Here is a 13,229-nt window from a genome sequence, read left to right as displayed (position 1 = left end):
ATTATGCTTGTAATTCACGAATGGCCAAGGCAAAATCACCAAGTGTTGCTGAACCATTATCTTTAACAAGTGGCATAGTAATGTACTTGTCTAATGAAGGTACTTCCACATAATCATTCAATAATTCTTTGAATTGTGCACGGACTTTAACTAAGAATGCTTCACTAACAACTCCACCACCGAAGACAATCTTGTCTGGGCGTAAGATCAAGGTTGATTGAATAGCTGCTTGTGCAACGTAATAGGCTAGGATATCCCATGTGTGGTCGGTTAGAGGAACGTCTTTACCAGGTTTACCAAGTCTAGCATCAAAGGTAGGACCGGCTACTAATCCTTCTAAACAGTCACCGTGATATGGACAGATTCCCTTGAAATCTAGGTCATCAGGGTGACGTTTCAAGAATGTATGTCCCATTTCAGGATGTCCCATATTACCAACGAATTCACCCTTGTTGATAGCACCGGCACCAACACCGGTACCAATTGTGTAATAAACTAGTGAATCGATCTTTTCGTTAGACAATGTCGACATAACATATTCACCATAAGCTGAACCGTTAACGTCAGTTGTCCAGAACATTGGAACACTGAATTCCTTTTTCATGGCACCAATAAAGTCAGTATCTTTCCAGCCTGGCTTAGGCGTAGATGTGATATAACCATATTTTGGTGAGCTTTTACGTAATTCAATGGGACCGAATGAAGCGATACTTAAAGCTTCAATGTCGAATTTTTTAAAGTAATCAATTGTCTTTTGTAAAGTTTCCTCTGGTGTCGTTGTTGGAAAATGAACACTATCCTTAATTCTATAATCCTCATCACCTACGGCACAAACAAACTTTGTTCCACCTGCTTCAATACTACCAACTAGCAATTTTGTTCCCTCCATTTTTCAAAAAAAATCTGCAATCGTTTTCAATAATCTAAGATACCATTATGAAAACTCGTCGTCAATTACAATTGTTGTAAATATAATTTAGAAGTAGTTCACTACTGTATAATAGATTTATCAGAATCAAGGTATAGGTGAATTTATATGGTAGTGAAAATTGATGATGTAGCAAGACTTGCAGGAGTTTCTAAGACTACAGTTTCAAGAGTTTTGAATAATCGTGGATATTTGAGTGATGCCACAATAAAAAAAGTTCATGAGGCAATGGAATCTTTGAATTATCAGCCTAATGCGGTGGCACGACAGCTTTTTAAAAAAGAAACAAAATTGGTCGGTCTGATTTTCCCAACCGTAGATAATCCCTTTTTTGGACAATTGGTTGCAGCCTTAGAAAAAAGGCTATTTGATGCTGGCTTCAAAGTGCTAATTGGTAACTCAATGAATGATCCCAAAAAAGAAGAGACTTATTTAAAAGAATTGATCTCTAACCAAGTAGACGGTTTGATCGTTGGTGCGCAGAATAGAGGTATTGAGGAATATCATAATACGAATTTGCCAGTTGTTGCGATTGACCGTGTAATGAATGAGGATATTCCAGTTATTGCATCAGATAATTATATGGGTGGTAAACTCGCCACTGAATTGTTGATAAATAGTGGGGCCAAAAATATTATTAATACAGATGGTCCTGTTAATCTGGAGACACCGGCGCATCGTCGTCGTGAAGCTTATGAGGATGTTATGAAGGAACATAGGTTGGTTCCGCATACTCATATTGTAGATTTTAGTTGGGATATAGAAAAAAAGAGAAGTGCTGTTGAAGAAATGTTTGTTGAATATCCTGAAGTAGATGGAGTATTTGCTACTAATGATATGGATGCCGCACTAATTTGGCAGGTAGCCACAAGCCTAGGATGTCAAATTCCAAAGGATTTGAAGATTGTTGGCTATGATGGAGCTAATTCAACTAGAATACTATTACCAGAACTAACTACAATTGAACAACCAGTGGAACAAATGGCAAAAGTAGCTGTAAAAACTCTAGTTTCTAGAATTAAAGGTGATAGGAATATACCTTTGGAACAGATAATTCCAGTAAAGGTATGGAATGGTAAATCAGTTTAAATACGAAAGATGGTTAGATCATATAAGATCTAACTATTTTTTTATTATTTATGATAACCGGTTGACATAAGAAAAGATAACTCTTACAATGATTTTTGAAAACGTTTTAGTTATTGTATGTCAACCGGTTGGTATAAAATAAAATAGGAGAGCCATTATGAGAAAACAAGTTTATTTTAAGCTAAGTGCATTCTTCTTCTTTTTCTTCGTCAGTTGGTCCGCATGTTATTCGTTATTTGCCATTTGGCTAGGACAAGAGATTCATTTGAATGGTGCAGCTACAGGATTGATTTTTGGTATTAATGCAGGATTTACTTTATTGATGCAACCACTTTACGGTTTTATTTCTGATAAGTTGGGTGTACGCAAAAATTTATTGGTTGGTTTAAGTGGTATTTTAATCTTTACTGGTCCATTTTTCATTTACGTATATGGTCCATTGCTAAAATATAATGTTTTGTTAGGTTCAATCGCTGGTGGATTATTCTTAGGAATTGGATATTTAGCATCATGTGGAGCTATTGAGTCATATGTTGAAAAAATAAGTCGTAAGTATGATTTTGAGTATGGACGTGCACGTATGTGGGGTTCATTAGGATGGGCCGCAGCAACTTTCTTCGCTGGACAATTATTTAATATCAATCCAAACTATAATTTCTGGATTGCATCTATTGCCGCAATTATTATGTTTGTTATTATGCTATCTCTTAGAATTGAAGTTTCTGATGTTGAAGTAAAAAAAGCACAATCAGTAAAAGTAGTAGATGTTTTTAATCTATTCAAAATGAAAGATTTCTGGTTTTTCATTATCTTTGTTTTGGGAGTTACATGTGTATATGGAGTTTATGATCAGCAATTTCCAAGATATTTTGCAGAGCAATTCAACACTGTAAAAGAAGGTAATCTAATGTTTGGTTATCTTAATTCGTTCCAAGTTTTTCTAGAAGCAGGAATGATGTTTGTTGCACCTAAGATAGTTAATAAAATTGGTGCGAGAAATTCGCTATTATTAGCAGGATTTTTAATGGCATTTCGTATCACAGGTTCAGGAATAGTCAGTGGTCCAATTTTAATATCAATGATGAAATTAATTCATTCACTTGAATTACCAATTCTATTAGTTGCAGTCTTCAAATATTTGGATGCTAACTTTGAATCGAGACTTTCATCAATTCTATATTTGGTTGGTTATCAGTTCTCCGGTCAAATAGGAACTATCGTTCTATCATCATTAGTTGGTAAATTATATGACCAAATTGGATTCAAAACAACGTATTTGTACCTAGGAATCTTTGTATTTACGTTTGCACTAATAGCGGTATTCACTTTAAAAAAGTCGAATCACCAAGAAATTGATACACCACAAATCGGACATGTATAGGAGTTTATTATGCAAGAAATTTTAAAACCAATAGAAATAACAAATGATCGTTATAGGTTAGGTTATCATCTAGCCGCAAAATCAGGTTGGATTAATGATCCAAATGGATTCTGCTATTTTAAAGGATATTATCATATCTTTTATCAACATTATCCATTTGCTGCAGAATGGGGCCCAATGCATTGGGGTCATGCTCGTAGTAAAGATTTAGTACATTGGGAAACATTACCAATCGCACTTACACCAGGTGATAAAGAAGATATGGATGGTTGTTTCTCTGGAAGTGCCGTTGTTCATGACGATAAAATGTATTTAATATATACAGGACATCATTATTATGAGGGAGATGATGATCACGATCATTTCTGGCAAAATCAAAATTTGGCAATTAGTGAGGATGGCATAAACTTTAAGAAGTACGAAAATAATCCTATAATTTCTCAAGCCCCTGAAGATAATACTCAACATTTTAGAGATCCTAAAGTATGGTATGAAAATGGTAGTTGGTATCTAATTTTGGGGAGTCAAAGTAAGGATAATTTAGGCCGTGTATTACTTTATAAATCAGATAATTTAATTGATTGGAATTATTTAGGTCCAACCGCTAAATCAGTTGATCGTGAAAAAGAAGGCTACATGTGGGAATGTCCTGATCTATTTCCTTTGGGCGACAAGCAGGTATTATTAATGTCTCCACAAGGTATTAAGGCTGACGGAATTAGATATAATAATGAAAATGAAACAGGTTATATGACTGGTGATTTTAATTACAAATATAATAAGTTCGATCGAAGCAATTTCCAAGAATTAGATAGTGGGCATGATTTTTATGCTACACAAACTATGCTTGCACCTGACGGTCGCAGATTATTGTTTGGATGGATGGACATGTGGGGGAGCGAATTTCCTGAAAAAGAAGATGGTTGGTCAGGAGCCCTTATTTTTCCTAGAGAATTAACATTGAAAAATGATAAGCTTTATATGAAACCGGTTGATGAACTGAAGTCACTTCGTACTAACAAGTTGATGCAAGGTAACACTGATATTGACGGAGAACAGTTATTAGAATTTAACAGTAAGCAATATGAGGCATTAGTAGACTTTGATATCAGCGAGGCTAGTGAACTTGGCTTTTGTCTGAAAGATACTGACAATAATGAGATGTTAGAGTTTAAGTATTTTAAGGATAACAATCGTGTAGTAGTTAATAGATTTGGAGATGATGGGATTAGAGAGTCCGTAATTAATCCATCTAGTAAATTGAAGCTACATATATTAGTTGATACGAGTTCTGTTGAAATATTTATTAATGATGGTGATGCTACTTTTACTGAACGAATTTATAGTGAGGATACTCTTAAATTTAGTTTGTTATCAAATGGTAAATCATCAGTTAGTTATGATATTTATCAATTAGATAAAAATGCAATTGAATATTAGAAGACAATAAAAAAGCAGCCAATTGGCTGCTTTTTTCATCCATATTTAATCATAACGATAATAATAATGCTCAAAATTACGCTAATAAATCCCAAAAATGTCCATTTTATAGCACTTTTTTCTAAGTCCTGTTCTGATTTATCTTCTAATTTATTAATTTCATCAAGAAAATATACCATAGAAACAATGTTGGCTAATGCGCCGATATAAATAGCTGTAAAAACAGGCTTAGCCAAATCACCGAAGAGTCCAGTAGTAGACAGTGTGAACAAAAGGGCTACAAACGTTATAACTGTCGCTATTAAATGTTTATTCAATAGAGCAAGCTTGGCTTGTTTCTTTATATTATTAACGGCTTTTTTGTTATCTAACAATAGATCGTCTAAAGAAATATCATACAACTTTGCTAGTCTCACTAGAGTATCGATATCGGGGGTTGTTTTACCGGTTTCCCAATTTGTTATGGAACGTTTGGACACATATAGAGATTTTGCTAGATCATTTTGCGTGAGGTTTAATTCATTACGTTTATTTTTTACAATCTTGCTGATTTCCATTGTTATCTCCTCGTTTCTTGCATACTTTTAAATTACACTACAAAAAAGAGTTTGACGATAGAAAGTAGTTTCTATATAGGCGTTATAACGCAGAAGCCTTAATAAATATCAGTACCACGGATAGCTTTGAGGATCTTCAAAGAGCCATCTCTATAAGTTAAGTATCCATAAACGATAATACCGATAACGGCACATATAGATAGGATAATGGCGGCTCCAATCTTGGTTTGACCATTGATGAAGTTAGATAATAACACGTCAGCACCGTAGACGACTACTAACATAATGGCTGAATCAAGAAAGATCTTTAGTAAACTTAATCCTAATAATTTATCAATTAGTTGGTATTGTTTATTAATGATTCTGAAGGCAAAATGTCCCATGACCATGAAGGCGATTGTCGTTGCGACAACTGGGCCAAAAGCCCCCATATAAATGGTTAATGGATATTGAAGTGCTATTTTTATTAAATAGGCAAGTGCTAGGTAGATCATAGATGTCTTAGTCTTCTTATCTACTTGTAAGATATTTTCCAAAATCATGAATATACAATAGAAGAAAGCTTCAATACATGATACTGCTAGAATGGCTGTACCAAGTGAACTAGGTATATAAAATGCAGTCCAGAGGTGACGACCGATTCCCATCATCCCAAAGGTTGCAGGTAGAATAATGAAAATAGTGAATTGAACCATGTTTCTAAGCAATTTCTGGATATCTTCAAACTTAGACTTACGACTTATTTGTGCTGAAAGGGCCGGAATAACTGATGCGGAAACAGAGATTGCAAGAGATACTAAGACCATGATCAACTTGTTAGCTTGGAATCCAAACATAGAATAAAGATTATCGATAGTATGTTGGCTAGCGTGGAGAACATTTTGGTAGATAAGTACAAAGCTAGTTTGATCAAATAACTGCAAAACAGTCATGATCGTATCTACTAGTAAGAAAGGAATAGCTGATTTCAACATTGAGCCAAAGTTGACTTGTGTTAATTCACTATCAGGAACCTCAGCAGAGGTCTTAATGTCTTCTGCAGGAATTGACTTTCTAACACGTAACCTCATCCAGATAAGGAACAGGTAAGCTAGTGTAGCTCCAATGAATGATGCAAAGGTAGATTGGTTAACAGCACTAGTATAACTACCATTTTGAATGACCATAATGGTATATGTTGCGTACAACATGTAGGCAACACGGGCAATTTGCTCAATAACTTGTGAAAAGGCAGAGAATGATATGAAAGCATATCCTTGAATATAACCACGCATTATTCCTAAAGCGGGAATAATCAAAATCGCTACACTCAAATACTTGATGGGTGTAACAACACGCATATCTCCAGCGGCAAATATTATTGCGACATATTTAGAACCAAAGAACATCAACGCGGCAAGGACAATCCCTACCAAAGTCATATAAAACGTATATTTTTTGAGTAACTTTTCAGATTGATCATAACGCCCCAGAGCATTATGCGCGGCGACTTCTTTGGATATAGCAGATGGGATACCTGCTGTAGCAATGATCAAGAAAAGATTGTAGATATTATAAACTTTCCCATATAACGCATTGGCGGCACCAAGTGAAGCGGCACCGATCCAGATGTTCCAGGGAATAATGTAAATAACAGCTAGAATTCTTGAAAAAATACCAGAAATCGAAATCCAGAGTGAACTTTTAAGTAGTGAATCTTTTTTCATCGATAATTTCCTATCTGTTTCCTATTTGTAGAATACAATTACAAAAATAAGTGCAATCAATGCAGGTAATCCTTGTAAATAAAGAATCTTTTTAGTAGCTGTAAAAGCACCATATACGGCAACAACAATGATATATATCATCAAACTGATCATGATGATCTTTAAAACTGAACCAGTAAAGAAAAGGATCATTGCTAGGATAAGTACTCCCAGCATACCGTTATAAATTCCTTGGTTGGATAGAGCAAGTTGAGCATTTTTTTGTTTAACAAAATCTAAAGGCATATCGAAGGCGGCTGCTTGTTTTTTTGGCTCCGCAAACATTTCTAAAAAAGCAATTCCAATATGTTCTAGTGCAACTAGTGCGACTAGAAATAAAGTGAGAATCTCCATAAATTATTCCCTCCTCTTAGGGTATTCTACTATAATAAACCGTTTTCCTTTTGTTCACAATGTGTAAACGGCTTGCAATGAATTGGTAATCCTTTTAAGATATCTGTAATCTTAGACTTTTCAGGAGGATTTATATGGATGAATCAGGTAAATCAAATAATCAGCAAGTGAGAAATAAGATCGTTAATACGGTTATGAAGACTATTATGTCCTTTATTGGGATTATGATCTTGTCATTAGGAGCGGCCTTTTTGCGTGAGGGTCGAGTAGGTCTGGATCCTTTTACAGCCATGAATACAGGACTATCTGCTAGATTCAATATGAGTCTAGGAACATTTCAACTTGGAGTCAATTTGATTATTTTTGTTTTCATTGTCATTTTGGATCGTAAGAAGATCGGTATCGGAACTATTCTCAATATGGTCTTGGTCGGTTATGAGATCGAATGGTTCTCACAACTCTATCAACACTTTTATAGCGGTAGTGTAACGCCTTTAGTTATTGTCGCAGACTTAGTGATTGGATTATTATTGTTTACATTTGGTACATCGATTTATATGACACCAAGTCTGGGTGTTGCACCATATGATGCTATTGCGCCAATTGCATCAGCTCGACTACATATTAAATATAAAATTGCCAGAATGATCCAAGATATTCTTTTCTTAGTGGCCGCAGTTTTGGCTAGTGGACCAGTTGGTATCGCTACTATTATCGTCGCTTTCTTCGCGGGACCATTGATCACTTATTGGAATGGTCGTGTTAGTAAGAAGTTAGTTCAAAGTATCGATCATTTCAGTGAAAAGCCAAGTATGAAACAAGTTGGACACGGATTGGTCGCGTTTGGGCAAGTTAGTTATCGATATGTAAGCAATGTGTATAATGAAACGTTCCATGTACAGCTACATTTGTCAGATTATTCAGACGCGGAATTAGAGTCAGAATTGAAAAATGTTAAGCGTAATATGAATGATTCTGAGAAATTATATCTGGATTATAAGGAACAATACGACTTGTTGAGTAAGGAAAATATCAAGCGTCAAGAAAATGAGAAATAATATTAAAAAAATTATATAATTATCCCAACGACTTTATGATTTCGAAGGGATGAGTTATATGCAAGTCAGTACTAAGAGAATTCTGTCTGATTCACTAGTATCAATTCTTCAAAATGAACAGGTCGACAAAATCACCGTTAAAGATATCGTGACTAGTTGTGATTTGACACGGCAAACATTCTATAATCACTTTTCAGACATATATGAATTAGTGGAGTGGACTGCAAGTGAAGCGGCTGATAAGGCTTTGGCCAATGTTTCTGATTATGAGAATTGGCAACGTGGTTTCTATAATGTCATGATAGAAATCAAAAAGAATAAGAATTTGGTGTTGAATACTTATCAATCAGTCTATCGTGATTTGTTGGAGAAGTATTTATATGAGGTCATCTATAGCTACATTATCGTTGTCGTGGAACGTCAGGCCATTGATATGTCAGTTGAGCAGAATCATAAGGATTTCATTGCTCACTTTTATAGTTTGGCATTTATTTCTTTGATTTTTGAATGGGTCAAAGATGGAATGAAGGATGATCCTAAGGATATAGTTGAGCAAACTGGAGTCTTAGTTGAAGGTGATTTCAAAAAGGCACTTAATAAATATGCTAAATAGATTTACAGATAGAGGGATGTGTAAAGATAGTTTACATATCTCTTTTTTTGTAAATTGTTTCAATCATATAACGGTATTATCGTTGGTTCATGGCAGATACAAAATGAAAGAAGGCCGTAATATGAATATTTATAAAACTATGTATCATCCCAAAAAAGTTGTTGGAGTGGATGCTCGTAAAGCTAATATCGTCGGTGGAGGAATCGCCGGTTTAGCTACCGCAGTATTCTTGATTGATGATGCTAAAATGCCAGCCAAGAATATTACCATCTACGAAAAGAAGCCAGTTATGGGTGGTTCTATGGATGGAGCCAAGAGTAATCAAGGCTATCTCTGTCGTGCTGAACGTGAATTAGAACCATACATGGAGTGTCTTTGGTATCTTTGTAGTAAGATCCCCTCACTAGAAAATGAGGGAAGAACGGTACTTGATGATGTTGTTGATTTCAATCGTGATGAGCCTATTCATAGTGAAGCACGTGTAATTGTCGACCAGGGTAAGATCGATGGTCATTATCATGAATACAAGCTTGCTCCGCAATATGCACAAGCAATGAGTCAGATTGTTGCTTCTTCTGAGGAAGAACTAGCTGATAAGAGTTTGAATGATTTCTTTGATAAAGATTTCTTCAGAACTAATTTTTGGACTTGCTTCCACAGCCAACTAGCTTTCAAAGATTATCACAGTGTTATTGAATGTCGTCGTTATTGGCAAAGATTCACCTTTATAAGTCGTCATGAATATCTCGAGGGATTCATTCATACTAAATATAACGAATATGACGCAATTATTCTTCCTATCGAGAGATTCTTGATCGACAAAGGTGTTAATTTTGTAAATAACTTTGCTGTATACGATTTGGCATTAGATGATAAAAATGACACTGTTCAAGAAATACTAGCCCATAAGAATGGTGAAAAAGTGCAGATTCCTGTTGCCATGCAGGACTTAGTATTTGTAACTACCGGTTCTATCAGTGAAAATAGTACATTTGGTGACAACAAAACAGTTGCTATTACTAATACCGATACAAAGGATATGGGAACTTTTACTATTTGGAAGAATTTGGCTAAAAAAGATGTTAAATTTGGTCATCCTGAGAAATTCCTTGGTCAAATAGATAAAACTAAGTGGATCTCATTTTTCCCAACTGTTAAAGACTATCCGGAGTTCTTCAAACGTATTGAAGAATTATCTGGTAGTAAGGCCGGTACAGGTGGTTTGATGACATTTAAAGATTCTAATTGGGATATGTCATTTGAAATCCATCATAAGCCATTTTTCCCATACCAAGCAGATGATGAAGAAGTTGGCTGGGGATATGGTTTATACGGTGAAAATGTTGGTAATTACGTAAATAAGCGTATGTGGGACTGTACCGGCGACGAAATCATGACAGAACTCTTGTATCACTTGGGTATGTTGGATATTAAGGATGAAGTTTTAGCTCATACTTATATGTCTACAGCAATGATGCCTTATTGTACAAGTCAGTTCATGCCAAGAAAATTAGGTGATCGTCCAAAAGTCGTTCCCGATGGTTGTACAAATCTAGGTCTATTAGGACAATTCATCGAAATTGATGATGACGTTGTCTTTACAGTTGAAACTTCAGTCCGAACTGGATTAGAAGCGGTATATGAATTACTAGGGGTTGAAAAAGACGTCTTAGAAGTGAACCCTTCTCGTTATGATGTTCGTTATCTCTTAGAACGTATCAAGAGATTCAGAGGTATCAGCGGTAAAGTCACAGAAAGTGACCTGCCAACTATTACTCCTGAGTCGATTCCACTTGTTACTCAACAACTATTACATCTAGTCAATAATGTTCCGCCATATTATCAAATGTACTTGGGACGTGATAAGACAATTCCAACTAAGGAATCAGTCCTACACCCTAAAGCAATGCATACAAAATAATAACAAATATCTCACCTACCTAAAAAAGGATCCGACAAATTTCTTGTCGGATCCTTTTGATATTTAATTATCTTGGAGGTGCATAACATGTTTGCCTTCAAACTTACCATGTTGCATAACTTTTGATTGGCGAATGCTATCCATTTCTTCATAATTTATTGATGCATCTTCTAATATTGCACGCATAACTTCTTCAAGATCCCCTAGTTCTTCAACAAGGTTTGCGCGAGTTGTAGATAATTTAACCTCTGTGGCTTCTTCAACTAATTTGTCGCGAAGAAGGGACCGATAGTCTTGATTAGATAATATATCAAATTTTGCTTTGTCTCCGACAATGTCTGGTATTTTATCGCGGACCAATTTTTTCATATAACATATCCCCCTAAAGATAGTATGTACGAGGATTTTACCATAATTATTGATTCAGAGGTTTGATTTATACTCCAAAATGTCGCCAGGCTGGCATTCTAGTGCCTGACAAATCGCTTCAAGAGTGGAGAATCGCATAGCTTTGGCTTTACCGTTTTTGAGGATGGATAAATTGGCCATTGTGACGCCAACTTCTTGTGAGAGTTGCGTTAAACTCATTTTTCTTTTTGCTAACATAACGTCTAAGTTTATTACTATCATAGGTTTAACTCTTTTTCTGAATTAGGATTCATTACACGTGTGGAATTTTTTTGGAGAACATTGACAAATAGGCCAAGCATCAAAGAAAGCATAATTAAAAAGACATTTAACAATACTCCAATTGGCGAGTCGTCGTCAGAGACTATTTGCGTAAAAATAGGTGACAAGAGCACATAAATAATGGTAATAGAAAAGAATAGTTGTTTGATCCTCTTCAAAGAAAGTATTCCAGATTTGGTGAAAAGGTTCTTATTATCAACAAGATACAGTAATTTCCAAGAATAGTAAATTATGAGATAGGATATGATTCCGGAGAGATATAATCCCAGACTGAAGAAGACTTTGACGGCATTAGATGGCTTATTTTCATATCCACCAGAGATGAAATTAGGGAATAAGTATAAAAGAATCAATGTTAAGAAGATTACTAGAATAATAAGAATTATACGTAAATATATTGTTTGAGATTTAGACGGATCACTTCTGTGCTCTACAGTATTTTGCATGATTCTTTGTAATAGGCTGGTGAATACACCGAGTGTTGTGCCCAATATTATTAGGATAATTTCTACTACAAAGGGTGCGGGGATGTGTTGAATACTGATAAGTTTAAAAACACCAAATACGGCTAAGCAATAAACGATGGCGATTGTATAGAAAAGGTATTTGATGATTTTAAAGGTAAAGATGCTGGATCCTGAGAACAAGCGATTACGATCTATCAAGAACAATAAGCGCCAAGCCAAGATAATTATCCCATATGAACAGATTGCTGAAGCAAAAAGTAATATTCCAAAAGTTACTATATTGAAGGTCGTAACGCCGTTATCATGCATGAACATAAGGAGGGATGGGAACATTGACACTGTAAAAGATGTTAATAAGGCAGCGATGATACAGAGGATAAGTCTTAAAGAAATCGTTGATATTTTCATAGGAACCTCCTAGATAGTAAGGTCGTTTTCTGATTTGATTTCGATTGCATGGTGGAGGAGCTTTTGTAACATACTAGCAAATATTGCGATGACTAATGAAGCTCCTGCCAAAACGGCACAAACTAGGATTACCCCAGGGGCGTCGTCTCTATCAGCGAATACAAAGAAAACTGGTGATTCAAGAATATAGATTGCACACATGATATAAGCGTAGATCTTGATGGTTTTAAGTGCGATGACAGCCTTGTTGGAAAATGCTGAGTTATGATCGATTAGATTAAGTAGTTTCATAGCTTGATATAAAACTAAGTAGAATAAAATAGCAGTCGCATACAATCCAACACCAAAGATGATTGTTAGTATTGGTTTGTTTGGCATCAGGTTATTGGCTCCAATAATATAATGTGGAGCAACGATTATGCATATAGCTGCCATGATTAGTGCAAAAACATAGATTGTTATTCTCAAAAATATCGTCTCTTTTTTCATGAAGCACCTCGTAATGATTTGTAATTTGAGTATAGCATTATTTTATCGATAAACAATAAATAATTATTGAATAATAATAAAAAAGCGTA

Annotated in this window: 14 protein-coding genes; 6 read left to right on the top strand and 8 right to left on the bottom strand. The window is 35.2% G+C overall.

Annotation, left to right across the window (positions count from 1 at the left end; translation table 11 throughout):
* Position 1: 1 nt before the first annotated feature.
* Positions 2-874, bottom strand: coding sequence for a fructokinase ScrK (gene scrK / locus BTM29_RS02545; RefSeq protein ID WP_076614007.1), 873 nt, complete (start codon positions 872-874; stop codon positions 2-4).
* Positions 875-1,036: 162 nt separating this feature from the next.
* Between scrK and BTM29_RS02540 the strand changes: the two genes are divergently transcribed.
* From BTM29_RS02540 to BTM29_RS02530, 3 genes are all read left to right on the top strand, one after another.
* Positions 1,037-2,017: a LacI family DNA-binding transcriptional regulator gene (locus BTM29_RS02540; protein ID WP_076614006.1), complete on the top strand. Its 981-nt coding sequence runs from the start codon at positions 1,037-1,039 to the stop codon at positions 2,015-2,017.
* A 157-nt stretch (positions 2,018-2,174) separates the two neighbouring features.
* The gene (locus BTM29_RS02535; RefSeq protein WP_076614005.1) at positions 2,175-3,398 is read left to right on the top strand and encodes an MFS transporter; all 1,224 of its coding nucleotides are present in this window, start codon (positions 2,175-2,177) and stop codon (positions 3,396-3,398) included.
* 9 nt (positions 3,399-3,407) lie between these two features.
* A complete protein-coding gene (locus BTM29_RS02530; RefSeq protein ID WP_076614004.1) occupies positions 3,408-4,838 on the top strand; it encodes a glycoside hydrolase family 32 protein in 1,431 nt (476 codons plus the stop codon).
* A 35-nt stretch (positions 4,839-4,873) separates the two neighbouring features.
* On the opposite strand, the gene BTM29_RS02525 is transcribed toward BTM29_RS02530, so the two are convergent.
* The 3 genes from BTM29_RS02525 to BTM29_RS02515 all read right to left on the bottom strand — a co-directional run bounded on the left by BTM29_RS02525 (position 4,874) and on the right by BTM29_RS02515 (position 7,494).
* A complete protein-coding gene (locus BTM29_RS02525; protein WP_076614003.1) occupies positions 4,874-5,395 on the bottom strand; it encodes a helix-turn-helix domain-containing protein in 522 nt (173 codons plus the stop codon).
* Positions 5,396-5,493: 98 nt separating this feature from the next.
* Positions 5,494-7,101: a putative polysaccharide biosynthesis protein gene (locus BTM29_RS02520; protein ID WP_076614002.1), complete on the bottom strand. Its 1,608-nt coding sequence runs from the start codon at positions 7,099-7,101 to the stop codon at positions 5,494-5,496.
* Between the two features lie 21 nt (positions 7,102-7,122).
* Entirely contained in the window at positions 7,123-7,494 is a 372-nt protein-coding gene (locus BTM29_RS02515) for a DUF1304 domain-containing protein (protein ID WP_076614001.1), read from the bottom strand.
* A 134-nt stretch (positions 7,495-7,628) separates the two neighbouring features.
* On the opposite strand from BTM29_RS02515, the gene BTM29_RS02510 reads away from it, so the two are divergent.
* The 3 genes from BTM29_RS02510 to BTM29_RS02500 all read left to right on the top strand — a co-directional run bounded on the left by BTM29_RS02510 (position 7,629) and on the right by BTM29_RS02500 (position 11,086).
* Positions 7,629-8,552 (top strand): YczE/YyaS/YitT family protein, encoded by a 924-nt coding sequence (locus tag BTM29_RS02510; RefSeq protein WP_076614000.1) that lies wholly within the window; start codon positions 7,629-7,631, stop codon positions 8,550-8,552.
* Positions 8,553-8,610: 58 nt separating this feature from the next.
* Positions 8,611-9,165 (top strand): TetR/AcrR family transcriptional regulator, encoded by a 555-nt coding sequence (locus BTM29_RS02505; protein WP_076613999.1) that lies wholly within the window; start codon positions 8,611-8,613, stop codon positions 9,163-9,165.
* Between the two features lie 121 nt (positions 9,166-9,286).
* Positions 9,287-11,086 (top strand): oleate hydratase, encoded by a 1,800-nt coding sequence (locus BTM29_RS02500; protein ID WP_076613998.1) that lies wholly within the window; start codon positions 9,287-9,289, stop codon positions 11,084-11,086.
* Positions 11,087-11,149: 63 nt separating this feature from the next.
* Here BTM29_RS02500 and BTM29_RS02495 read toward each other — a convergent pair whose 3' ends face one another.
* Genes BTM29_RS02495 through BTM29_RS02480 form a run of 4 tightly spaced genes read right to left on the bottom strand, consistent with a single transcriptional unit; the run spans position 11,150 to position 13,140 of the window.
* Positions 11,150-11,455, bottom strand: coding sequence for a nucleoside triphosphate pyrophosphohydrolase (locus BTM29_RS02495; protein WP_076613997.1), 306 nt, complete (start codon positions 11,453-11,455; stop codon positions 11,150-11,152).
* Between the two features lie 54 nt (positions 11,456-11,509).
* Positions 11,510-11,716: a helix-turn-helix domain-containing protein gene (locus BTM29_RS02490; protein ID WP_076613996.1), complete on the bottom strand. Its 207-nt coding sequence runs from the start codon at positions 11,714-11,716 to the stop codon at positions 11,510-11,512.
* Positions 11,713-12,651 (bottom strand): DUF2975 domain-containing protein, encoded by a 939-nt coding sequence (locus BTM29_RS02485; RefSeq protein ID WP_076613995.1) that lies wholly within the window; start codon positions 12,649-12,651, stop codon positions 11,713-11,715. The genes BTM29_RS02490 and BTM29_RS02485 overlap by 4 nt, the downstream gene beginning before the upstream one ends.
* A gap of 9 nt (positions 12,652-12,660) precedes the next feature.
* Positions 12,661-13,140, bottom strand: a complete 480-nt coding sequence (locus tag BTM29_RS02480; protein WP_076613994.1) for a DUF2975 domain-containing protein — start codon at positions 13,138-13,140, stop codon at positions 12,661-12,663.
* Between the last annotated feature and the right edge of the window lie 89 nt (positions 13,141-13,229).

Source organism: Companilactobacillus allii (assembly GCF_001971585.1).
In the GTDB taxonomy this organism is placed as follows: Bacteria; Bacillota; Bacilli; order Lactobacillales; family Lactobacillaceae; genus Companilactobacillus; species Companilactobacillus allii.
This window is presented reverse-complemented; position numbering and strand designations above follow the sequence as displayed.